Source organism: Mucilaginibacter sp. (genome assembly GCF_035492695.1).
Taxonomy (GTDB): domain Bacteria; phylum Bacteroidota; class Bacteroidia; order Sphingobacteriales; family Sphingobacteriaceae; genus Mucilaginibacter.
Map to the genome: position 1 here is coordinate 270,818 of NZ_DATJJC010000017.1, position 24,665 is coordinate 295,482.

The window sequence follows — 24,665 nt, forward strand, 5'->3', positions numbered from 1 at the left end:
GTTTATATAGCTTAAATGGACAGCAATAAAAAATACTGGAAGGGTTTAGAAGAACTAAACAACGAGCCGGAATTTGTTGAGAAAAATAAACATGAGTTTGCCGAGCCGATCCCTATCGAAGAGGTATTGAGCGGCGGCGGACTTATGGGCAAAACACCGCGCCGCGATTTTTTGAAAGCATTAGGTTTCGGCGTAGGCGCTGTAACACTGGCTGCTTGTCAAAAGGTACCGGTGCATAAATCTATTCCTTACCTTATAAAACCAGAAGAGGTAACCCCGGGTGTAGCTAACTATTATGTTTCTACTTACGACGGCCACGCTATCCTGGTAAAAACCCGCGAAGGCCGCCCTATCAAAATTGAAGGTAACCCGAATGATGTTTTGGCAAAAGGCGGTTTGAGCGCCCAGGCACAAGCTTCCGTTCTTGATCTTTATGACTATAACCGGCTGAACAACCCAATGCTTGACGGCGGCGATTCGAGCTGGAATGAAATAGACACCTTTGTAAAAAGAGAACTCGGCGCTATAAAAACCGGTGGCAAAAAGATAAGGCTGGTAACTTCAACCATCAACAGCCCTTCAACTTTAGCTGTAATTGCCGATTTTATTGCACAATATCCAAACACGAAGCATATTACCTACGATGCGGTATCTTATACCGGTATCATACAGGCTAACCAGAACAGCTTTGGTAAAGCGGTTATCCCGCATTACAATTTTGACAAGGCAGATGTGATCGTCAGCTTCGGCGCCGATTTCCTGGGTACCTGGATATCGCCATCCGAGTTCATGGGCCAGTGGGTTAAGAACCGTGGCAGCAAATCGCTGGCAGGCAAAAAAATGTCGCGTCATATCCAGTTCGAGACCGGTATGAGCCTGACCGGTTCAAATGCCGATACCCGTATCCTCATCAAACCTTCGGAAGAAGGCTTGGCGCTGGTAAACCTGTACAACGCTCTATCGGGCACCACCTTGCCGGGCAGTAAGCCAATGGGCAATAGCTCGGCTGATAAAGCGGTGAAACTGGTTGCTGCCGAATTGAAAGCTGCCCAGGGCAAGGCCCTTGTAGTTTGCGGTAGCAACGACGTAGCTAAGCAAATTTTGGTAAATGCCATCAATGCTCAATTGGGCAGCTATGGTACTACCATCGACCTGGATAATTATTCAAATCAATATAAAGGTAACGATGCAGAGTTTACCGATTTCGTTGGCGAAATGAACCGCGGCGAAGTTGATGCCGTTTTCTTCCTGAATTCGAACCCGGTTTACGAATACCACAACGGCCAGGCTATAAAAGATGCTTTGAAGAAAGTACGCCTGAAAGTAACTTTTGCGGACCGTAAAGACGAAACGTCGGTTATCTGTAATATCGTTGCACCAAATCATTACTATCTCGAATCATGGGGCGACGGGAATGCTGTTGAAGGTTACTACACCGTAATACAGCCAACCATCAACCCGGTATATGATACCCGCCAGGCCGAACAAAGCCTGATGGTATGGTCGGACAGCACGGTAAAAGATTATTACACTTACGTTAGGAACACCTGGGATAAGGAGTTACTTGCTAAAGGCGGTTTATCAGGTCAAAAGGGCTGGGAAACTTTATTGCAAACCGGCTTTATAAAAGTTGCCGACAAACCGGCGGGCAGCTACTCGTTTGCTAAGGACCTTAACGGTGTGGCGCAAACCATCCTTAATCAGGGCACAACGCTCGAGGCTAAAGGTGATAAACAATATGAGGTTCAGCTTTACCAGTCTATCGCTTTGCGCGATGGCAAGCGCGCCAATAACCCGTGGCTGCAGGAATTGCCCGACCCGGTATCGAAAGTTACCTGGGATAACTTTGCAGCCATGTCGCCAACCGATATGAAGAAGGCTGGTTACGTGCAGGGCGATGTGATCAATATCGAAGTAAAGAATCCGAACAACAATGCCAGTTATAGCATTGCGTTGCCAATATTGGTGCAGCCGGGCCAGGCACAGGGTACTATCTCTATAGCCCTCGGTTACGGTCGTACCGAAGCTGGTCCGGTAGGGCAGGGTGTAGGTAAAAACGTTTATCCGTTCCTGAATTTTGTAAACGGAACTTTCCAGACCGCTACGGTTGCTGCCATCAGCACCACGGGCGATAACGTTATCCTGGCGCAAACGCAAACCCACCACTCTATCGAGGGCCGTAACGTTATCCGCGAGACAACATTTAAAGAATATGTTAAGGACCCATCGTCAAACAGCGGCGGTTCGTTGAAACATAAAGAATACGAAGATCTTTGGGACGATTACGATCATCCGCAGTACAACTGGGTAATGGCCATAGACCTGAACGCCTGTACCGGTTGCGGTGCCTGTGTAGTTGCCTGCAGCGCCGAAAATAACGTGCCTGTTGTAGGTCGCGACGAGGTTCGCCGCCGCCGCGAAATGCACTGGATACGTATCGACCGTTATTACAGCTTCAACGAAGACGGTAAATCAATAACCGAAGAAAAAGAGATCGAGGACCTGAAAGACCTGGACAATGTAGCGGTTGTTTACCAGCCTATGCTTTGCCAGCATTGCGATCATGCGCCTTGCGAAACAGTATGCCCGGTATTGGCTACCGTACACTCCAGCGAAGGTATAAACCACATGGCTTATAACCGTTGCGTGGGTACCCGTTACTGCGCTAACAACTGCCCGTACAAAGTGCGCCGCTTTAACTGGTTTAACTACTGGAACGATTCGCGTTTTGATAATTACCTGATCAACGAACATACACATCTTGTATTGAATCCTGATGTTACTACCCGTTTCCGCGGTGTAATGGAAAAATGCTCAATGTGTATCCAGCGTATCCAGGCAGGTAAGCTGAAAGCTAAAATTGAAAAACGCCCGCTTAAAGACGGCGATATCAAAATGGCCTGCCAGCAAACATGCCCTACCAACGCTATCGTATTTGGTAATGCAAGCGACCCGAATTCAGAAGTTTCACAACTGTTGAAGAGCGAAAGAACATATTATGTATTGGAAGAGCTTGGCGTGAAACCGGGTATTGGTTACCAGGTGAAAGTTAGGAACACTGCAGAAACATTAGCATAAATTATAAAAGAGATATTGATATAACATGGCATCTCATCAAGAATCAATAATTAGGGAACCGTTAATAACAGGCGAGAATATAACCTACGCCAAAATAACGGACGATATCCTTAAACCGGTAGAAAATATGCCCAATAAAGCCTGGTGGATCGGCTTCACTATATCATCGCTTGGTGCGTTGCTGTGGGTGTTTGCCGTAAGCTGGACATTCTGGTTTGGTATAGGTTCGTGGGGGTTGAACAAAACAGTAGGCTGGGCCTGGGACATCACCGGTTTCGTGTGGTGGGTAGGTATCGGTCACGCCGGAACACTTATTTCGGCCATTTTGCTGCTGTTCCGTCAAAACTGGCGTAACTCCATCAACCGCTCTGCCGAGGCGATGACTATCTTCGCGGTAATTTGCGCGGCTACTTATGTGGTGTCGCACATGGGCCGTCCGTGGCTGGCATACTGGCCGCTGCCGCTGCCAAACCAGTTCGGCTCGCTGTGGGTTAACTTCAACTCGCCGCTGGTATGGGACGTATTTGCGATCTCGACTTACTTCTCGGTATCGTTATTATTCTGGTACACAGGTTTATTACCCGACCTGGCCACCATCCGTGACCGTGCAACAGGCATCCGCCGCAGGATATATTCAATATGCTCATTCGGCTGGACAGGCTCAGTAAAAACCTGGCAGCGTTTCGAGACGGTATCACTTATACTTGCCGGCGTTTCGACACCACTGGTACTTTCGGTACATACCATCGTATCCATGGACTTTGCCACATCGCTTGAACCGGGATGGCACACCACTATCTTCCCGCCATACTTTGTTGCGGGTGCTATCTTTTCGGGTTTCGCTATGGTGCAAACCCTGCTGCTGGTAGCGCGCAAGGTGTTGGGGCTGGAAAACTACATCACGATGTTCCACATCGAATCGATGAATAAGATCATCCTTTTGACAGGCTCTATCGTAGGCGTTGCTTACCTGACAGAATTTTTCATCGCTTATTACTCAGGCGGCGAATACGAGCAATACACATTCCTGAACAGGTTTACCGGCCCGTACTGGTGGGCAGGTTGTATGATGTATGGCTGTAACGTGCTGATGACCCAGATGATGTGGTTCAAAAAAGTAAGGACGAATATTCCTATCTCGTGGGTTTTATCCATCGTGGTAAATATCGGTATGTGGTTCGAACGTTTTGTGATCATCGTGATCTCGCTTCACCGCGACTTTATTCCGTCAAGCTGGGCGATGTTTTATCCAACCTGGGTTGATATGAGCGTGTTTGTGGGGTCTATCGGCTTATTCTTTACTATGTTCCTGCTGTTCATCAGGGTGTTCCCGTCAATAGCCATGGCCGAAGTGAAACTGTTGCTGAAGAGCTCGAGCGAACAGGCTAAAAAGAAATTGATGGCTGAGGGTCATGTCGATCCTGAACAAGCCGAATTTTACAAACAGTCGTTAACGAAATTTGACAGCGTTGAACTGTCAGAATATAATGCGAAGTAACAATGAGCAGCACTAAATTTATATTGGGCCTTTTTGATGATCCGGATGTAATGATGCACGGGATCGATAAATTGCAGAAGAACAGCGTCCCTATTTATGATGTTTATACCCCTATGCCTATCCACGGGATAGACGATAAGCTGGGTATCAAGTCATCGCGTTTGGGTTACGCAGCTTTCATGTTCGGCTGCCTGGGCGGTACAACCATTTTCAGCATCATTTATTATACGCTGGTGCACGACTGGCCGATGAATATCGGTGGTAAACCGGCATTTGCAGTTCCGAACTTTATCCCTGCAACTTTTGAGTGGACCGTGTTATTTACGGCGTTTGGTATGACGATTACTTTCTTCTTTGCTACGCACCTGTTCCCTGGCCGTGCGCCGCGGGTAATGGAGCTGCGCGCAACCGACGATCGTTTTGTGATCGCTATCGACGCTAAAGGGAATATCCCGCACGAGGACATTACGAATATTTTAAAAGAAGCCGGGGCGGTTGAAATAAAGCATAACGACAGAAAATATGTTAGCTATGAATAAAATAAAAGTATTGGGGATAGCATCTGTAGCTATAGCGGCTACGGTTGTAATTACCTCGTGCAAGGATAAACGAAGCACGGGTTGGGAATACGCCCCCAATATGTACGAGCATATAGCGTATGACCCCGACCAGGCCAACCCTAACTTTAAAGACGGTAAAACAGCACAAACACCGCCAGCAGGAACTATCCCTGTCGGTTTTGTTACGTTCGACTATCCAAATACAAAAGACGGGTATGAGAAAGCAGGTACCGAAGTAACCAGCCCGCTGCCACAAACCGCTGCGAATTTTGCTGATGGCAAAGTGCTTTTCGAGCACTTCTGCTCGCCATGCCACGGTTTGAATGGCCAGGGCGACGGTTTGGTGGTACAGCACGGTTACCCGGCTCCGCCATCTTATTCGAGCGGTGTTTCGTCGCGCGGCGGTAACATGAAAGACCTGACCGACGGCAAAATCTATCATACCATAACTTATGGAGTAAATGCAATGGGTTCATACGCTTCGCAGCTTGCACCGGAGGAGCGCTGGAAAGTAATTATGTATGTGCACCATTTACAAAAACAATAATATTATTAAATGAAGACTCATAATAGTTTTGACGAGCAATATCAATTTACAGGCAAAGTAAAAACCTGGAGCTTGATCGCTATTGTTATTGGTGTTGTAACCATTTTAGCAGGGTTTTTAACCGGGCATCAGCAGCGCACTTTTTCAAACCTGCTGCTGATGGGTTACTATTTTACCTGCGTTTGTTCGGCAGGCGTAATGTTCTGCGCCATCCAATACGCCGCACAGGCAGGCTGGTCCGCATCTATTTTGCGTATACCCCAGGCTTTTGGCCGGGTATTACCTGTAGCGGCCCTTCTGCTTGTGATCATTGTAGTAGCGGGCCTGTCTATGACCCATACGGTTAATGTAGATGGTAAGGAACACGTTGAACCTTATTTGTACGCTCGCTGGGCCACCAAAGACTTAACCGTTAAAGGCAGCGGAATATATGATGCTGTGATTGCAGGCAAATCGGGCTTTTTAAATGTTAGCTTCTTCCTCATCCGTATGATCGGTATGCTGGCTATCTACAGCTTATTTGGATGGTTGCTTCATAAATATTCGACCAACGAGGATGAATTGGGCGGCATGAAGTTTTACAACAAAAGCTTTGTTACCTCAGCTGTGTTCCTGGTATTGTTTGGTTTTACTGTGCCGGTATTTGCTTTCGATACCATCATGTCGCTGGAGGCACGCTGGTTCTCTACTATGTTCGGCTGGTATAATTTGGCTGCCTTATGGGTGAGCGGACTGGCGGTTATGACACTGGTTATCATTTACCTCAGGAAGGCCGGTTACCTGCCCTGGGTTACGCAGGACCATTTGCACAATATGGGTCTGTTCATGTTTGCCTTTTCGGTATTCTGGACTTACCTATGGTTTGCGCAGTTCCTGTTAACCTGGTATGCTAACATTCCTGAAGAATCCGCTTATTTCTACAGAAGATGGGAACCTGATTTTAAAGTTTGGTTCTGGCTCAATATCGCTATCAACTTTGGTGCGCCGTTGCTGGTATTAATGTCGCGCGATTCGAAACGGTACGTTGGTACTTTAAAGGTAATGTGTATCATATTAATATGCGGCCACTGGCTGGACTATTTCCAGATGATCGCTCCGGGTACAATAGCTCCGCACGCGCACTGGTACTGGGGTGTTATCAGTTGGGTAGAGCCAGGTGTATTTATCGGATTTGCAGGTTTGTTTACCTTCCTGTTGCTAAGTACGTTGAGCAAATTCAAATCGCTGATACCAAAGAAACACCCTTTCCTGGAAGAGAGCTTACATCATCACATTTAATAATTACTAAATTTGCAACCTGATACAGAATACCAAACAGATATTAAAATGGGATTCAGAAGACTAATAGATTCTAAAAAAATACTTTCGCTTTTTGCCGCGTTTACGTTGTTGGGTACAAATACCCTGATGGCGCAAACTGCAGCCGCGGGAACGGATGCACCGGTTGATAAAGGCGCCATGTGGTTGGGTGTAGGCTACTATGTCCTGCTTTTCCTGCTGGTATGCGTTATCGTTGCCGTAGTGGGGAAAATATTAAAGATATACGATCTTACCCTGAAGATGCAGGGGAAAAAAGGCATCCAGTGGAACAACATTATTGGTGTTATTTGTATAGTCTTCCTCGTTGCAGGTTTGTATGGTACATACTGGTCATTTACAGAACAGGGTACGCATATATTGCCCGAAGCAGCATCGGCGCATGGCGGCAAGATCGACATGATGTTCTGGGTTACGACAGCTATTACCATGATCGTATTCCTGCTTACCCAGGTGTTGCTTTTCGGGTTTGCATTTAAATACCGTGGTTCCGAAAAACGCAAGGGTTATTACTATCCGCACAATAATACCATCGAAAAAATATGGACCATTATTCCGGCCATTGTGTTAACGATTTTGGTGGTGTTCGGATTTTTCACCTGGCGCGAAGTAACCAATACTAAAGATGTTAAAGGGGATATCAATATCGAGATAACCGGGCACCAGTTTCAATGGGAACTCCGGTATCCAGGTAAAGACGGCAAGTTAGGTTCGTCCGATTATCAGTTATATTACACCACGACCAATATGCTGGCTGTAAGCCCAAAAGACAGGAACAGCTACGATGATCTGAAAGCCGATACACTGATGTTGCCGGTAAATAAATCCATCAGGCTTAATATTCATGCACAAGACGTTATCCATAGCGTTTACCTGCCGCACTTCCGCGTGCAGATGAATGCGGTTCCGGGTTTACCAACTTTTTTCAAATTTACGCCGACAATCACCACTGCCGATATGCGCAACAGACTTGATGACCCTAACTTCAATTACTTGTTGTACTGCAACAAAATTTGCGGTGGCGGTCACTATAACATGCAAAAGGTTGTAATGGTAGTTACTGAGGCGGAGTACCAGGATTGGCTCTCCCGTCAGAAACCTTACGTGAGCGATCAGTTGAAGAAAGAATGGCAACTTGCTTACGGCAGCCAGGTAAAAGAGTTAACAGGGAAAAGGGTAGCATTAAATAATTAATCAAGTATAGCGATTATGTCAACATTAGCAGTTCACGATCACGGGGCATCCGTTCATGATCACGATCACGAACACCATCATCATGACACTTTTATAACCAAATACGTTTTCAGCCAGGATCATAAAATGATCGCCAAGCAATTCCTTATAACAGGTATTACTATGGCAGTTATCGCTATGCTGTTATCTATCCTTTTCAGGATCCAGCTTGCATATCCCGATAAAACCTTCCCGTTGCTGGAAACCCTGCTGGGCCGTTTCGCACCGGGCGGGCGTTTAGATCCCGAGTTTTATCTTTCGCTGGTAACCATACACGGTACCATCATGGTATTCTTTGTATTGACAGCCGGCTTGAGCGGTACTTTCAGTAACTTACTTATTCCATTACAGGTGGGTTCCCGCGATATGGCATCGCCATTTGTAAATATGCTGTCCTACTGGTTCTTCTTTATGGCCAGTGTGATCATGCTTTCATCTTTCTTTATCCAAAAGGGTCCTGCCGGGCCGGGGTGGACCATTTATCCGCCGCTGTCGGCTTTGCCAAAGGCAATGAAAGGCTCCGAACTGGGTATGACCTTGTGGCTGATAAGCATGGTATGCTTTATCGCGTCGTCGCTGATGGGCGGTATCAACTATGTAAGTACGGTATTGAACATGCGTACCAAAGGTATGGACCTTTGGAAAATGCCTTTGACCGTTTGGGCATTTTTCCTGACAGCTATCCTGGGTATCCTTTCGTTTCCTGTACTGGTTGCAGGTGTGGTATTATTGATATTCGACCGCAGTTTCGGCACAAGCTTCTACTTGTCCGACATTGTATTGAACGGAAAATTATTACCGTACTCGGGCGGTAGCCCTATCCTGTTCCAGCACTTGTTCTGGTTCCTGGGTCACCCCGAAGTATATATCGTAATTATGCCGGCGATGGGTATATCGTCGGAGGTTATCGCTGTTAACTCGCGCAAGCCGATCTTCGGTTACCATGCGATGGTTTACTCGTTGATAGGTATCACAACGCTGTCGTTCATTGTTTGGGGGCACCACATGTTTGTTACCGGTATGAACCCGTTCCTTGGAGGGGTGTTCATGATCACAACGCTCATTATCGCGGTACCTTCGGCAGTAAAAACATTCAACTGGATAGCCACCATGTGGCGCGGTAATATCCGCTTTACACCAGCCATGCTGTTTGCTATCGGGTTGGTATCGTTCTTCATTTCCGGCGGGTTAACCGGTATATTTCTTGGTAACTCCGCATTGGACATCAACCTGCACGATACTTATTTCGTTGTTGCCCACTTCCACCTGGTAATGGGTTCGGCGGCTATCTTCGGTATGCTTGCCGGGGTTTACCACTGGTTCCCGAAATTATTTGCCGGTCGTTTGATGGACGAGAAATTAGGTTACCTGCACTTTTGGATCACATTCATTTGTGCCTACCTGGTATTCTTCCCGATGCACTTTATGGGGTTGGATGGTGTACCACGCCGTTATTACGCCATGACCGCATTTCCTGCATTTAATCATTGGTTATCAGTAAATACATTTATTACCTGGGCCGCTATTGTGGCAGCACTGGCGCAGGTGGCGTTCCTGTACAACTTTTTCCATTCGATATTTTTTGGAAAGCGGCCGTCACAAAACCCATGGAATGCGACTACGCTGGAATGGACAGCTCCTATCGAGCATATCCACGGAAACTGGCCGGGCGAAATTCCGACAGTTTACCGCTGGCCGTACGATTACAGCAAGCCAGGGCATGATGCAGATTTTATACCGCAAACTACTCCTTACTCTGAAACAATGGCATCAAACCTGCCGCATGATTTTGAGGACAATCCTGCGGGGCTTGAGCAATACAACACGTGGGTAAAGGCTAACAAGCCGGGCGAAGAGGTAAAATAAGATATTGCTATTCTGATCTTTTAGGGTATCTGCTTTAAGTATGCAGTCTTAGGTCCCGAGTCTGGAGTTAATTTGACTTAAGGCTCAAGACTCAGAACTCAGGACTTAAAACAGGTACCCTAAATTTTTAGGCGTTTAAATGAACAAAACAGCACCGGAAAACAGGTTTCAAAAAACCAATCGTATTACCATCATGTTTCTTTTTATGGTGATACTTGCGGGTGCCGTTGTGCGTGGTACAGGGTCGGGAATGGGTTGCCCCGACTGGCCTAAATGTTTTGGCTGTATTGTGCCACCTACCAACATTTCCCAGTTGCCAAAAGACTACAAGCAGAAGTATGTGGCCCAAAGGGTAAAAAAGAATGAGCATTTTGCAAAAACGCTTGATGTGCTCGGTTTCGGTGATCTTGCGACCAGGTTGAGGCAGGATAAATCCATATTAGTACCCGAAGATTTTAACGCCACCAAAACGTGGACGGAATATGCAAACAGGCTGGTAGGCGTAATAACCGGTCTCGGATTATTTGCGACGGCCATATTCTCATTCAGCTATTGGGGTAAAAGTAAGCTTATTGTTATCCTGAGCGTGTTCAACCTGGTATTGGTTGGTTTCCAGGGATGGCTTGGATCTATCGTCGTGTCCACAAACCTGGTGCCCTGGGTGGTCACGGTTCACATGCTGCTGGCGCTGGCTATACTTGCTATCGCCATTTATACTTATCATGCCGCCAGGGTACATGGTAAAATGAGGATCAAAACGATACCGTTGATACACCTGGTTACCTGGGCCTGCCTGGTGATAAGCGTGATACAAATTACCATGGGCAGCGAAGTACGCGAAAGGGTGGACGCCGTTTCGGCCCGTTTAAGCGCTTACCGTAATGGCTGGCTGAATAGTGTAGGGCAGATATTTGTTCAGCACAGAGATCTTGCTATTTTGGTGTTATTTGCCAACCTCATGTTATATGCCCTTATCCGCAGGCACTTTAGCAGGCATTCGGTACAGCAGCAACTGATGAGTTTTACTTTTCTCATCATCATGTTGCAGATAGTTACAGGCATCATACTTTCGTATCTTTCATTACCGCCGTTTGCACAGGCGGCTCATATACTTTTGGCGAGCGTGATGTTTGGCGCACAGTTTTATTTAATGCTGAACCTGTACAGGTCGGTAAGGATGTCGGGAGCTGGCGTATGAAGTGGAAGGATTTTTCAAAGCTGATCAAATTCAGGCTAACATTTTTGGTCGTGTTTTCAGCTTCGGTTACGTTTCTTATTGGCAGCAAAGCTACGGGCCAGCCAATCAACTGGCTGCATTGGGGGATGCTTATCGCCGGTGGTTTCCTGGTTACGGGGGCAGCTAACTGTTTTAACGAGATAATTGAAAAGGACCTTGATAAGTTAATGAAGCGTACCAAAGACCGTCCTATCCCCGCCGGCCACATGACAACCGGCCAGGCACTGATATTGGGTCTGGGAATGGCTTTAGCCGGAACTTATCTTTTAGGGTACCTTAATTTGCCTACCGGTATATTGTCGGTATTCTCCATCTTATTTTACGCCTTTGCCTATACGCCGCTGAAGCGGATATCGCCAATAGCCGTATTTGTGGGGGCCATACCGGGTGCTTTGCCGCCGCTTATCGGTTATGTAGCAGGTTACGGCACTATCGACGAGATAGCGCTTATCGTATTCGGGATACAGTTTGTATGGCAGTTCCCGCATTTTTGGGCCATTGCCTGGGTGTTGGACGACGATTATAAACTGGCGGGCTTTCGCCTGCTGCCCACAGGCAAACGCGACGCGGGGAGCGCAGTCCTTACCTTTATATCTACCCTCATATTGCTGCCGGTAAGCCTGCTGCCAACTTTCTATCATTATGGAGGTTATTGGGTTGGGGGCGTATCATTAGCGTGCGGTTTAGTATTTTTGTACCTGGCAACCCTACTTTTGATAAAACGGGATATCATATCGGCACGAAGGGTGATGTTCGCATCTTTTTTTTACCTGCCGGTTGTACAGTTAATGTTTTTGTTTGATTTTTTAGGAAAATAGGATGATGGCTCAGATAACAAAGGAAAACGACAGGCAGAACCTGGGTGCAAAAAAATTTGTACTATGGCTGTTCGTGTTTGCTTCGTTCATGATTTTCGCCGCGCTTACAAGCGGCTTCATTGTGTATGCCGGCGGAAACGGGCATGCGCTGAATGTGCAAATGCCGCATGTGTTTATTTATAGCACCATTGTAATTGCAACAAGCAGTATCACGCTGATACTGGCGTCGCGCGCGGCAAAGCATTCACAGCCGGGCAAACAACGCCTTTTTATTTGGATCACCATGGCCCTGGGCATCACTTTCTTTATCCTGCAGGTATACGGCTGGTATGTGCTGACCTATAAAATGGGGATATATTTTGTTAATCCTAACGCTACGCGTTCCTTCGTTTACGTATTAACCGGCACGCACCTGGTGCATATAATAGCGGGCCTTGGCTTCCTGGTAGCGGCGATTTTAGGCTCAAGCAGGGGCAAACCGCAATCGATAAATTTATTCCGTATGGATCTGGCCTCAATATTTTGGCATTTTATCGATATTATATGGATTTATTTATATGTTTTTTTACTTTTGAACCAGAATTAATAATACCAACACACAAGTACAAATGAGTACAACAGTATCACAAATCGACGAAGTTAAAACAACACCCTGGGCGGGGGGCAGATCGCCTTTTTCTGTCGAGTACGGAAAAATGATGATGTGGTTTTTTCTTCTTTCGGACGCGTTTACCTTCTCGTCTTTGTTAATTTCTTACGGCGCTTTGCGCTTTAGTTCAGCCGCATGGCCCGCGCCGGACCTGGTTTTCCAGTCGGTACCCGGTATGATAGAACATGGTGCGCCGCTTGTGTTTGTTGGTTTAATGACCTTTATCCTCATCATGAGCTCGGTTACCATGGTACTGGCTGTTGAAGCCGGGCACCGCGGGGCAAAAAAAGAAGTGGTTTGGTGGATGATAGGCACCATCATTGGCGGTTTAATGTTTTTGGGCTGCCAGGCGCTGGAATGGACCCACTTGCATAATGAGGGCTTTTGGTGGGGGCATATACCTAATATGGAGGAGCTGAAATCACTGTTCCACGACAAAGCGTCGGATGTCACCATGACAACCTATGGCCACCAGTTCGCTAACTTATTCTTTACGATAACAGGTTTCCACGGTTTCCACGTATTCAGCGGGGTGGTTATCAATATCATTATTACTATTAACGTATTGAAAGGTACTTACGAGAAGCGCGGCAGCTATTTAATGGTTGAAAAGATAGGCCTTTACTGGCACTTTGTAGACCTTGTTTGGGTATTTGTGTTTACCTTCTTTTACCTCGTTTAAAAATTCAGATCATGTCATCAGAACCTATTCATACCGAACATGCCGAAGAGCATGGCGACACCATGACCAAAAAAAGAATATGGAATGTCTTTTTTGTGTTGTTGGGAATTACAGCAGTAGAGTTTTTTATTGCACTTTACCTGGTGCCCCACGATATTATTACTTACCATACCGCTAATCCGATATACATCGTGTTGACGCTTGCTAAGGCATTTTATATTGTCGGTTATTTCATGCACCTTAAGTTTGAGAAAATGGGATTGATATTCGCTATCATAGTGCCTGTCCTGTTTATAATCGGATTGATCCTTGTGCTTACTAACGAGAGCCACCACTGGGTCGATTTGAGGATGTAATGAACAAAACAAGCCTACCCAAAAAGATATTGATCCTGGTAGTTATACTGATACTACCGGGATTTTTATATTATTTGCTGACTGTTAAAGGCGAGAACCGGTATCATCCCCTGCCAATATTCGGGCCTAAGCCCCTGGCCGGAACATTTCATAACGTAAAGGGAAAGGAGATACCAGACACCATTTTTCATACGTTGGGCAATTTTAAATTGTACGACCAGCACGGCAGAACCGTTACTCCAAAGACATTCGACAACAAGATATTTGTAGCAGGATTTTTCTATACCCATTGCCCCACGCTCTGCCATGTTATCAATGGTTACATCGATAGCCTTAGCCGCAATTACGTAAAAAGCGAACTCGCCTATTTTGTTTCGGTAACTGTAGATCCGCAACGCGATTCTGTAAAGGCGCTTGACCATTACAGCAGGCAATTTGAACATCCGGGCCCCAAGTGGTCATTCCTTACGGGCGACACCGCGACTGTCTATCCGCTCATCCGCCAGGGATTCCTGATGAACGTGGTGGATGAAGGCAAGGGCGATTTCATTTATCCCGATAAACTTGTGCTTGTCGATTCGCATAAGCGGATAAGGGGTTATTATGATATATCAATAAAAGAAGTTACCCGTTTGAACGACGAAATAAAAGTGCTGATGCTGGAAGAATACCGCAGTAAAGAAAAACCATTGTATTGATATGACCGATAGATTTATATTCCGTTTTGTAGCCGCTGTATCCGTATTTGTGTTTTTAGTGGTGTTTATATTAAGCCTTAAAATATTGCCAAGGCCGGCAGTTGTTCCCTCATTTGCTATCTTTCTGCCTAAACTTAACGCGATACTTAATGGCACCTGTACGGTACTGCTGTTGTTATCTTTATATTTTATTAAGCAAAAAAAGGTTACCATACATAAACGCATCAATATCATTGCATTTATCCTGTCGTCGCTTTTCCTGGTTTCCTATATCTTGTTCCATTACCTGACACCGGAAACCCGCTATGGCGATATAAACGGCGATGGCGCAGTATCAGCCACTGAACTGGCTGCCGCGGGCGGTATGCGGACATTATACTTTTGTATTTTAATTCCTCATATAGTACTGGCTGCCGTGGTGCTTCCGCTTATCCTGTTAAGCTTTTACCGGGGTCTGCAAATGCAGGTGGAAAAACATAAAAAAATAGTAAGGTGGGCGTTCCCGATATGGCTGTATGTAACAGTAACGGGAGTGATAGTTTACCTGATGATATCGCCTTACTATCATTTCTGAAATTGGAATTGTCAAATTCTGAATTGTCGCTTCTATATTCGAAACTAATAGCCTATTTTTGCAATGATGAAAAGATTACTGGTTGTTGTTGTTTTTAGCCTGATGATCTTCAGCGCGGCTGAAGTGAACGCCCAGTGCGCCATGTGTACCACCGCTGTCGAATCGAATAATAAAAGCGGCGCGCTTACTACTAAAGGGCTTAATAACGGCATCATTTACCTGCTTGCAGCACCTTACGTTGCCGCTGCAGCCATTGGCTTTATCTGGTACAAAAAGTATCGCCGCAAAAACATCGACCTTAATATTCCGCACGAAAAGCTCAACCTTAACTGAGCAAAAGCTATTGTAATTTCTCTATAAAATAGTCGGGTCAGCCGGTATTTTGTTTTGCTTTGGCGAATAAGTTTCGGATATTCACCCCCGCAATCGCTGCATCTGTAAAGCCTGTTTTTATATGAAGATATACCCGGAAACATTTACTTTCCTGAAAGATATTGCTGACAATAATAACCGCGATTGGTTTATGGCGCATAAGGATGCACATGATAAAGCCAAAGAAAATGTAATAGAATTTGCGGGCGAACTGATCAAAGAATTAAGTAAGGTAGATCCGAATCTTGATGCCTCGCTCGATCCCAAAAAGGCGGTACTGCGCATATACCGCGACATTCGCTTTAGCCCCGATAAAACACCTTATAAGAACAATTTCGGTATTGGTAAACTTACATCGGGCAAAAACGTAATGCACATTGGCTATTATATGCATGTTCAGCCCGGCGCGTCGTTTATTGCCGGCGGCAGCTGGATGCCCGAGAACGACCAGTTGAAAAAGATAAGGCAGGAGATAGACTACAATGCAGGCGCCCTTAAAAAGGTGGTGGATGAGCCGGAGTTTAAAAAACTATTCGGCGAGTTCAGAAAACAAGAACAATTGAAAACTGTTCCACAAGGATACAGCGCTGACAACGAAAATATAAGCTTGCTTAAGCTGAAATCGTTCGTGGCCGAACACAGTTTTACCGATAAAGAAATGATGACGGAAGGAATTGTGCAGAGGATAGCAACTATTTGCAGTAAATTGTACCCGTTAAACGTGTTCCTGAAAAATGCAGTCTCTTAACCCCACCATAATCCTTAAACCATGAAAATTAAATACTATTTACTTGCCGGGCTATTTTGTTGTACACTGCATTCGTGCGTTGTGCTTTCGCCCAAGAAATACAAGAACCTATTAGCCGAACGCGACTCGTTAAGTACCCGCAGCACCAGTCTGGAAGCACAGGTATCAGCCCTGCAGGCCGATACCATGCACTTGCACCGCCAGCTGGCCGACCTGCAGAACAGCTACAACACGCTTAACGCTAATTACAACAAACTGAATGATAATTACAGCAATACCTCTTCGAAAGTAAGCGAGCTTTCGAGTGATCTGCAAAAACGCGAGGCGCGCCTGAAAGAGGTTGAGGATGCCCTGAAGAAACGCGACGCTGCATCGGCCGCATTGCGCGATAAATTGCAAAAGGCGCTGCTTGGATTCCAGAACAGCGGGTTGACGGTTGACATCCGCGATGGTAAGGTATATGTTTCGCTTGCGGATAAGTTATTGTTCCCATCCGGAAGTATCATTATCGATCAGCATGGCAAGGATGCCCTGGTCCAGCTGGCGGCTGTATTGAACAAGGAACCGGATATTAACATTGCAGTTGAGGGCCATACCGACATCAAAAAAGTGAACAACCTTGGACAGATAAAAGACAACTGGGATTTGAGTGTGCTGCGCGCCACGTCGGTAACACGCTTTCTGACAGAAGCCCAGGGGGTTGATCCGCACAGGCTCACCGCTACCGGAAAAAGTCAATATCAGCCTGTTGATGAAGGCACCACGCCCGATGCCCTGGCCAAAAACAGGCGCATCGAAATTGTGCTGACGCCAAAGCTGGATGAGATTTACAATTTGATAAAGCAATAGCATATAAGCCCCTGAACAAGGGGCTTTCTTTTTTTGTTAATGTTTCAAAAGAGCTATGAAGTCATACGCCATCATTTCTGATATACACGGTAATTCGCTGGCACTAAAGGCGGTGCTTGAAGATATTCGGTCGAGAAAGATAGACCGGATCATCAACCTTGGCGATCATTTTTTTGGCGCGCTCGAGCCGGAGGCCGTGGCGGATATGTTGAGGGCGAATGAGATGCTATGCATCAGCGGGAATACCGACCGCGAGATACTGGAAAGTGTGGACGGCGATTTTGACAAGGAAGGCATGGCACGGGTAAAAGCCGAACTATCGGAACAAAGCATAACCTGGCTACGGACCCTGCTGAAGACAGCCAGCTGCGATGGCCTGTTCTTCGTTTGTCATGGCACGCCCGGAAGCGACGATGAATACCTGCTGGAGAAAGTAACCGCGAACGGTGTATTTGTTTATAACGACGAAGAACTTATTGCCAAACTCGCCCATGTCAGAGAGCGTGTTATTCTTTGCGGGCATTCGCATGTAAACAGGGTGGTGTACCTGTCAAATGATAAGATCATTCTGAACCCGGGGAGTGTTGGCCTACCAGCCTACCTGGGAAATGGGGAACATCGCTTTGCTATGGAATCTATGACACCACATGCCAAGTACGCAGTAGTACGTTCCGATAACGACGCCATCAGTATTGAACAGGTGCTATGCGCCTACGACTGGAACGCCGCCTCTGAAGCGGCATTAAAAAACGGTAATGAAAAGTGGGCGAAATATTTACTTTACGGCAGGATGCCTAAGGAGCTGCGCTCTTCTTAGTCCATATAATATTTAACTATGTCATTGCGCGGCCCTGTTAGGGTTTAAGCGAAGGGGGGCCAAAGCAACGTCGTCGCGATACATGCGGGTATGCAATGGCGAAGCGGTTGCTTCGTCGTTCCTCCTCGCAATGACAAATTTTTTTCCGGACCAATCTATAACTCCACTTCCTCCATCAAGGTATGGAACAGCGCAAACCTTTCTTCGAACTGCGCATTATGTTTTGAATGGATAGCGTCCATGTGCTTGTAGTGAAAATCACTGTAACGTTCTACGGTGTCCGTATGAAACTGCAGGCAATAGGTTACCCCTTCATTCGGCGAATCCATGATGAAAAGCAGCTTGTAGCTATCAAAAGCTCCGGTGCCGAGCACGGCCGGGATATGATTGTTTTTTATCCACTGTAACCATTCCTGTTCCAGGGCATCGTCAATTATAAAAGTTTCGTTGTAGACTAACATCTGCCAAAAGTACAATACATGGTTCAATAAATCATTAAATCAATAATTAATCAAGAGTCCCCCACCTGTTTGTCACCCCGTAGTATCCTGAAACGCTTCCGCGCCTCGTTTATCCAAAGGCTGCCGGCGTAGTCGGTTATGACCTTCTGATAATAAACTTTAGCCTGCTCCTTATTGTTCAATTTATTTTCGTAGAGGTCGCCCAGCATAAAAACCGCATCGTCGGCCCAAAGGTTGAAAGGGTGCTCCTCCACAATTTTTTTTAGTGGCACTATCGCATCGGTAAAGTTTTTTTGCTGTATCAGTATGCGTGCCTTGGCCATCAGTATATCATCGCTCAGGGCGTTATCAGGGTATTTTATGCCGATGCTGTCAAGCGTCATGATGGCTTTCTCAGGTTGCTCGGCAAAAATGTGCAGATCGGCGCGTGCATACATTTTAAGAGCGCCGCCGCTGGTGTCGGCCTGCAGGTTATCCGAGATCAAAAGCGAAAGGTTCAGCGCATCATTGGCTATTAACTGGGATGTTGCTGCTTTCAGAATATCTAACTGGCCTTTGGCCCACGCAAAGTCGCCGGTGTAGTAAGCCAGCTTTGCATCCCTGAATTTAGCTTCCTGCGAAATATTGGTATTGGGATAACCGGTTTCCACCTGCTGGTAAAGCAACGTTGCTTCCCAGGGTTCGTTATTCATCAGGTAGATATCACCCAGATCAAGCTTGCAGGATGCCTGCATATTTGGTTTAATATCAGGGATATTGATCGCTTCTTCCAGCAATTTTTGCGCATCGGCCAGTTTATGCAGTTTAAAGGCCTGTAGCTTTGCCAGCCGCTGCATGGCAAAAACGGTGCTGCTTGTTTTGCCGAACTCGTTCAACAGATCAGTATAGTCCTTTTCAAGCCCGATCAGGTCGGCCTGCGTATATTTTCCCGACGTTACCAGCAGGTTTTTTGTATTGATCAGTTCGATCTTTGCGGGTATATACAAAGGCTGGTCTTTCCCTTTGGCTATAACATATTCATACCCGCGAATAGCAGTATCATAAGCCTGGTCCGAAACCAGCGTTTGGCACAGGTCGAAAATGCTGTTGCCATCGTCGTTTTGGCGCCGGCTTAGCGCAAGCGACTGGTTCAGCGCCTGGTCGTAATCCTTTTGCTGTAAATACTGCCAGGTCAGCAGGTCGACATAGATCGTCTGCTGCGGGTCCTTTTGAATGCGCCTCAGCACGGCAGTTTTCAATAAGTCGTAGTCGGCGCTGCCGTCAAACATCGCAGAAAGCGTGTTTTCGGCCTGTGTTATAAAAGCCGGGTTCTCGGGCAAAAAATTCAAATACTCCTCTATCAGCCCTGCTTTATCGCGCTTAAAGCGGTATAAGCCTATCAACTCAAAGGTGTAAAGCTTATCGTTGTTCAAAAGCTTGCGGCCCTGCAAAAATATTTTGACTGCGTAATCAGTATTCTCGGCCTGGTAAAATTGAGTGGCAAGGTTAGCTATTTCGCCGGCGTCGGCAGGCAGGTTTTTTACCAGGTCGTCGTAAACGGCGTTTGCTTTGTCAATGTCCCCTTTTTGTGTGTAAACACGGCCGAGCGCAATAGAATATTTGAAGTCCGCAGGGTGCTTGCGAAGCATTTTTTTTGCAACGCTTTCGGCCTCGTCAAACTTTTTCAGTCCGAGTAAGCCATTCACATAAAAGGGAAAATAGGCCTCGTTATCCTGTTTATACAGCTTTTGGTATATATCAAGCGCCTTTTGCAGCTCGCCATTGGTGGTAAACTGGCGGGCCAGCTGCAATTCGTCAACCTGGGCAAAAACAACGGAACTTGTGAAAAGGGCAAAAACAATAATCGCAGCTAATCGCTTCATCTTCTCAAAAATAATCAATTGAAACTATTTTGGATCTATCGGGCATTTATATATAACGGCAGGAAGCGGTAAAATTGTAGTGACAGTTTGTATTGGTAGGGTAATTTGTCTAAGTTTAACCTACATGAACAGGTCACAGTTAACTGCTGTTATGTTGAATAGACTTAGAATATTATTTTTTATATCGATAATTAGCGGCCTTTTTTCGTGCAAAAAGCACGAGGTTAGGCAAATACCTATCAGTGATTTTTTTAAAACACCCGAGGAAAGCTTTTTCCGCGTATCGCCCGACGGGAAATACATTTCTTACCTGAAACCCTTCAAAGGCAAGCAAAATATTGTCATCCGGTCGCTGGCCGACGGGCAGGAACACATGGCAACATCGTTAACCGATTATTCTGTAAGGGAGTATTCGTGGACGTATAATGACCAGATCGTTTTCATACAGGACGTTATCGCACTGGACGAATTTAGGATGTTTGCGCTGGATGTTGCGACTTCGCAAACGCGAGACCTGCTGTCGCTTGAAAAAGGCAGGATAAGGATTTTGAACAACCGCAACAAAAAGGAACCCGACATTGTGACCATAATCATGAATAAACGGGACCCTGCCAATTTCGATGTGTACAGGCTCAATATCAAAACAGGCGAGCTGAAGCCTTATTTGATGAATCCGGGCAATATTACCGAATGGTTTCCGGACGATGACGGCAAAATACGGCTGGTAAAGTCGACCGACGGGGTAGATGAAACTATACTTTTTCGAGAGGATGACAGATCGCCGTTTAAACCTATCATCAAAAACAATTTCAAGAATAGGGTAGCGCCCATTGCTTTTATTGGGGACGGCACCGATTTTTATGCTTTATCCAATGTAAACCAGGATAAGACGGCGCTGGTTGAGATAGATGCTAAAACAGGTAAAGAGAAGAAGGTAATATTCACCTGCGACAAGGCAGACATTGACAGGGTGGACTATTCGCGGAATAAGCACCGCCTCGAAATGGCGATATGCCAGGAGGAACGGCCTACCGAGCATTTTCTGAACGACGATGTAAAACATATTTACGATACCCTGTCGCGGCGCCTGCATAATACCGAAATGATTATAGTTGGGCGCGACAGTGCAGAGAATAAATTCATTGTTTTCACTTATACCGACCGCAACCCGGGTACCTATTACCTTTACGAAACAGGCGGCATGAAGCTAACCAAGCTGGGGGATATTAATTCCAGCATTAAACCCGAGGAACTGTGCGCGATGAAACCCGTTTCGTTCAGGGCGGGCGACGGACTGCTGATAAACGGCTATCTTACCCTGCCGCAGGGCGACAAGACTACCAACCTGCCGGTAGTAGTGATGCCGCACGACGGACCGTGGCGCAGCCGGAATACCTGGGGATATAATGACGAGGTGCAGTTTTTAACTAACCGCGGTTATGCCGTTTTCCAGGTTAATTACCGCGGGTCGACGGGCTATGGTAAGGCTTTTTATAGCGCAGGACTTAAACAAGCAGGCGGTAAAATACAGGACGACATAACCGACGGAGTGAAATGGCTCATCAGCCAGAAAATAGCCGACCCTAAAAAAGTGGCCATTTTTGGTGGCGGCTTTGGCGGCTTTTCGGCGCTTTACGGCATATCCTATCACCCCGACCTGTATAATTGTGCAGTAGTGCAATATGGGCTCATAAACTTTTTTACCTATATTAAAGATGTGCCGCCTTATTTTAAACCAAGGCTGCAAATGATGTACGAAATGATTGGCAACCCTGAAACAGATGCCGAGCAATTGCGGGCCATATCGCCGGTGTTCCATACCGATAAGATCAAAGCACCTTTGCTGATATTCCAGGGGGCCAGGGACGAGACCGCCAATATCAGCGAACTAAATCAGTTTGTGCGCGAACTAAAAAAACAAAATGTACCTGTAACCTATTATCTAAAACAAAACGAGCGTAAATTTTTCAGGAATGAGCATAACCGGATGGAGATGTATGCTGAAATAGAAAAATTCCTGGGCAATAATATGCGGGTGAAACATTAATACCCGTGGCGATGCAGGCAGATAAAGGTATTTACCGGAAGAACTTCTCATTGATCATTGCTTTCCTGATATTGATATCGGCCACGTTTATTGTTGCCCTTTTTATCAGCTATAACCTGACATCGCGCTATGTTGAAAATGAATTTGCCGCTAAAAAGATAGACGTACAGGAGCAAACCATCAAACCCTATAACGATTTTTTCCAGCTTACAATACCAGAGATCACCTTTTACCAGGGCTTTCTTGATTCGGCCTCGGCAGCCAGTTACTCGTCATCGGTTTTTAAAAAATACCCCTTTGTAAAGCGTATTGTTTTTTTTGATGTCACCATAGGCAGCCAGACCAATAAACAGGCTGGCGAAGGCGGACTGGACATCGGCCTGAAATCGTTATATGAATATTATTCGAAAGACGGCAGGATGCTGAGTACCAGGAAGGGCCGCCCCGAAGATTATAGTGATTTTGAAACTATGGCCAATCGGCTGGCCAATTTTATTACCGTTGCTGATACCTCGCGCGAGCCCACGCAGGATGAGAAATTTAAGACATTTTACGAGATACAGCCCGGGAAAATAAGCTATCTCAATATTCCAAGGCGCGAGGAGGTGAAGCGGTACCGCGAATTGCAGCTGGCCAACCACCAGGGCACTATCTATAAGCAGAACATGTTAACCTTCGACCTGGATGAGCGGGTGCTTAAGGTTAGTAACAGCCATCCCGAACTATATAAAACTGTTTCGATACGGCCGGTTGTTTATGACCCGATAGAGAATGACAGCACCAATATTGTAACTGAATCGCTGCTGCCAGGCGCATTTTCGGACTATAAGCTTTTTTTTAGCTCGCCTTTGGATTACCTTAATGCGGAAGTGAACCGGCGATTTATGCCAACCGGGGCAATGGTATTGCTGATCTATATTTTCCTCGTGATCATCGGCTGGCTCATCTATCGTAACCTGGATGTGAACATGAAACTGTTTAAGCTTCAGTACGATTTTATCAATAATTTTACACACGAGTTTAAAACGCCGGTAAGCGTGATCAAGATTGCCGGATCGAACCTTAAGAGCGACAGCGAACTGAGCGAACGGCAGCGAAAGCACTACGGCAAAATACTGGATGAAGAAGCTGATAAGCTTAATGACCTGATGAATAAATTGCTGTCGCTTACGCAGCTTGAGAACAATGCTATCAATGTTAAAAGAGAAGAAATTAACGTGGATGAATTTGTACGGGGTTATATCGATACCTTCAAAATAAAATACCCCGACTTTAAAATAGAATATAAAGTACAGGTGCCGGGCAATTTTTATTCTGATCCGGTGTTATTAGGCAGTGTGTTTCAAAACCTGATGGAAAATGCCTATAAGTACTCAAACCCCAAAAGAAGGGAGCTCAATATTAATATCCGGACTGACAAAAAGAATATCATTTTCTCATTTGCGGACAGGGGTATAGGTATTGCAAAAGACGAGATTACTCATATATTTAAAAAGTTTTACAGGATACAGAACCAGTATAACCAAAACGGCAGCGTAGGCCTGGGCCTGGCATTTTGTAAGGAACTGGTTAATTTTATGGAAGGCGAAATAACAGTAAATTCGAAAATACACGAGGGCTCGGAGTTCATAGTCACATTGCCTTATGAAACGGCCGGGCAGTTAACAAAAACAAACAATGGATAAGGAAATAAAAATAGCGCTTGTCGAAGACGATGAAAATCTGCGCTTCCTGGTGTCTGAACGTTTACAGGCCGAAGGATATAAAGTATTTGAAGCCGATAACGGCGACGACGCCGAGGGAATGATATTGGCAGAGCAACCGCACATCGCACTGCTCGACTGGATGCTGCCCGGTAAGCAGGGCAGCGATGTATGTACAGCTATACGCGAAAAAGGTTACGACAAACTCGTTATTATGATGACCGCCAAGGCCCAGGATGTAGATAAGATAGAAGCCTATAATTTTGGTGTTTCGGATTACATCACCAAGCCATTTAACATGGATGTTTTAGTGGCGATGATCGATAATAAGATCAAGTTTTCGCTCAATAACGAAAAATCCGAGGCTTATAAATTTGCCAATATGGAGCATCACCCGAATATGCACCTGCTGATACGCGACGGAAGGAAAGTTGAACTTACGATACTGGAGAACAGGATATTACTTTATTTCCTGAATAACCGGAACAAGGTGATCAACCGCGAAGAACTGATGATGGAAGTTTGGGGCTACAATGCCGATGTGAACACCCGTACGCTGGACATGCACATTGTAAGGCTACGCAAGAAAATAGAAAACAACCCGGATTCGCCTCAATACCTGCAAACCGTTAGGGGGATAGGGTATAAGTTTGCCTATGAGGGATAGCAGATTTACGAAGTTTCAAAAACTTC

General features: G+C 45.9%; 23 protein-coding genes. 21 read left to right on the forward strand and 2 right to left on the reverse strand.

Annotation, left to right across the window (positions count from 1 at the left end; genetic code table 11):
- Positions 1-15 precede the first annotated feature (15 nt).
- The 18 genes from VL525_RS12170 to VL525_RS12255 all read left to right on the forward strand — a co-directional run bounded on the left by VL525_RS12170 (position 16) and on the right by VL525_RS12255 (position 17,899).
- The gene (locus tag VL525_RS12170; RefSeq protein ID WP_325386880.1) at positions 16-3,078 is read left to right on the forward strand and encodes a TAT-variant-translocated molybdopterin oxidoreductase; all 3,063 of its coding nucleotides are present in this window, start codon (positions 16-18) and stop codon (positions 3,076-3,078) included.
- A 25-nt stretch (positions 3,079-3,103) separates the two neighbouring features.
- Positions 3,104-4,576 carry an NrfD/PsrC family molybdoenzyme membrane anchor subunit gene (nrfD, locus tag VL525_RS12175; protein ID WP_325386882.1) on the forward strand — a complete coding sequence of 491 codons (1,473 nt, stop codon included), beginning with the start codon at positions 3,104-3,106 and terminating at the stop codon, positions 4,574-4,576.
- A 2-nt stretch (positions 4,577-4,578) separates the two neighbouring features.
- Complete coding sequence (locus VL525_RS12180; RefSeq protein ID WP_147034361.1) at positions 4,579-5,115, forward strand: DUF3341 domain-containing protein; 537 nt, start codon at positions 4,579-4,581, stop codon at positions 5,113-5,115.
- Complete coding sequence (locus tag VL525_RS12185) at positions 5,099-5,683, forward strand: cytochrome c (protein ID WP_325386886.1); 585 nt, start codon at positions 5,099-5,101, stop codon at positions 5,681-5,683. Before VL525_RS12180 ends, VL525_RS12185 begins: the two co-directional genes overlap by 17 nt.
- Positions 5,684-5,692: 9 nt before the next feature.
- The gene (locus tag VL525_RS12190; protein WP_325386888.1) at positions 5,693-6,961 is read left to right on the forward strand and encodes a quinol:cytochrome C oxidoreductase; all 1,269 of its coding nucleotides are present in this window, start codon (positions 5,693-5,695) and stop codon (positions 6,959-6,961) included.
- A 48-nt stretch (positions 6,962-7,009) separates the two neighbouring features.
- Positions 7,010-8,194, forward strand: a complete 1,185-nt coding sequence (locus VL525_RS12195; RefSeq protein WP_325386890.1) for a cytochrome c oxidase subunit II — start codon at positions 7,010-7,012, stop codon at positions 8,192-8,194.
- Positions 8,195-8,209: 15 nt separating this feature from the next.
- The gene (locus VL525_RS12200; RefSeq protein ID WP_325386892.1) at positions 8,210-10,099 is read left to right on the forward strand and encodes a cytochrome c oxidase subunit I; all 1,890 of its coding nucleotides are present in this window, start codon (positions 8,210-8,212) and stop codon (positions 10,097-10,099) included.
- 139 nt (positions 10,100-10,238) lie between these two features.
- Complete coding sequence (locus VL525_RS12205) at positions 10,239-11,297, forward strand: COX15/CtaA family protein (RefSeq protein ID WP_325386894.1); 1,059 nt, start codon at positions 10,239-10,241, stop codon at positions 11,295-11,297.
- Entirely contained in the window at positions 11,294-12,154 is an 861-nt protein-coding gene (gene cyoE / locus VL525_RS12210) for a heme o synthase (protein WP_325386896.1), read from the forward strand. Before VL525_RS12205 ends, cyoE begins: the two co-directional genes overlap by 4 nt.
- Position 12,155: 1 nt before the next feature.
- Positions 12,156-12,740 (forward strand): cytochrome c oxidase subunit 3, encoded by a 585-nt coding sequence (locus VL525_RS12215; protein WP_325386898.1) that lies wholly within the window; start codon positions 12,156-12,158, stop codon positions 12,738-12,740.
- A gap of 22 nt (positions 12,741-12,762) precedes the next feature.
- Positions 12,763-13,485 (forward strand): cytochrome c oxidase subunit 3, encoded by a 723-nt coding sequence (locus tag VL525_RS12220; RefSeq protein ID WP_325386900.1) that lies wholly within the window; start codon positions 12,763-12,765, stop codon positions 13,483-13,485.
- A gap of 11 nt (positions 13,486-13,496) precedes the next feature.
- Positions 13,497-13,841 (forward strand): cytochrome C oxidase subunit IV family protein, encoded by a 345-nt coding sequence (locus tag VL525_RS12225; RefSeq protein ID WP_325386902.1) that lies wholly within the window; start codon positions 13,497-13,499, stop codon positions 13,839-13,841.
- A complete protein-coding gene (locus VL525_RS12230) occupies positions 13,841-14,539 on the forward strand; it encodes an SCO family protein (RefSeq protein ID WP_325386904.1) in 699 nt (232 codons plus the stop codon). Before VL525_RS12225 ends, VL525_RS12230 begins: the two co-directional genes overlap by 1 nt.
- A gap of 1 nt (position 14,540) precedes the next feature.
- The gene (locus tag VL525_RS12235) at positions 14,541-15,113 is read left to right on the forward strand and encodes a DUF420 domain-containing protein (RefSeq protein ID WP_325386906.1); all 573 of its coding nucleotides are present in this window, start codon (positions 14,541-14,543) and stop codon (positions 15,111-15,113) included.
- 63 nt (positions 15,114-15,176) lie between these two features.
- On the forward strand, positions 15,177-15,446 hold the full coding sequence (locus VL525_RS12240; RefSeq protein WP_325386908.1) for a hypothetical protein: 270 nt from the start codon (positions 15,177-15,179) through the stop codon (positions 15,444-15,446).
- Positions 15,447-15,567: 121 nt separating this feature from the next.
- The gene (locus VL525_RS12245; RefSeq protein WP_325386910.1) at positions 15,568-16,233 is read left to right on the forward strand and encodes a DUF2461 domain-containing protein; all 666 of its coding nucleotides are present in this window, start codon (positions 15,568-15,570) and stop codon (positions 16,231-16,233) included.
- A 21-nt stretch (positions 16,234-16,254) separates the two neighbouring features.
- Positions 16,255-17,082, forward strand: a complete 828-nt coding sequence (locus VL525_RS12250) for an OmpA family protein (RefSeq protein WP_325386912.1) — start codon at positions 16,255-16,257, stop codon at positions 17,080-17,082.
- A 55-nt stretch (positions 17,083-17,137) separates the two neighbouring features.
- Complete coding sequence (locus VL525_RS12255) at positions 17,138-17,899, forward strand: metallophosphoesterase family protein (RefSeq protein WP_325386914.1); 762 nt, start codon at positions 17,138-17,140, stop codon at positions 17,897-17,899.
- Between the two features lie 155 nt (positions 17,900-18,054).
- Here VL525_RS12255 and VL525_RS12260 read toward each other — a convergent pair whose 3' ends face one another.
- Entirely contained in the window at positions 18,055-18,360 is a 306-nt protein-coding gene (locus VL525_RS12260) for a DUF4286 family protein (protein WP_325386916.1), read from the reverse strand.
- A 50-nt stretch (positions 18,361-18,410) separates the two neighbouring features.
- Entirely contained in the window at positions 18,411-20,222 is a 1,812-nt protein-coding gene (locus VL525_RS12265; protein ID WP_325386918.1) for a tetratricopeptide repeat protein, read from the reverse strand.
- A 151-nt stretch (positions 20,223-20,373) separates the two neighbouring features.
- Between VL525_RS12265 and VL525_RS12270 the strand changes: the two genes are divergently transcribed.
- From VL525_RS12270 to VL525_RS12280, 3 genes are read left to right on the forward strand one after another with little or no spacing between them, the layout of a single operon-like run.
- Positions 20,374-22,269 (forward strand): S9 family peptidase, encoded by a 1,896-nt coding sequence (locus VL525_RS12270; RefSeq protein ID WP_325386920.1) that lies wholly within the window; start codon positions 20,374-20,376, stop codon positions 22,267-22,269.
- Between the two features lie 11 nt (positions 22,270-22,280).
- Complete coding sequence (locus tag VL525_RS12275; RefSeq protein WP_325386922.1) at positions 22,281-23,954, forward strand: HAMP domain-containing sensor histidine kinase; 1,674 nt, start codon at positions 22,281-22,283, stop codon at positions 23,952-23,954.
- Positions 23,947-24,639: a response regulator transcription factor gene (locus VL525_RS12280; protein WP_325386924.1), complete on the forward strand. Its 693-nt coding sequence runs from the start codon at positions 23,947-23,949 to the stop codon at positions 24,637-24,639. The genes VL525_RS12275 and VL525_RS12280 overlap by 8 nt, the downstream gene beginning before the upstream one ends.
- Positions 24,640-24,665 lie beyond the last annotated feature (26 nt).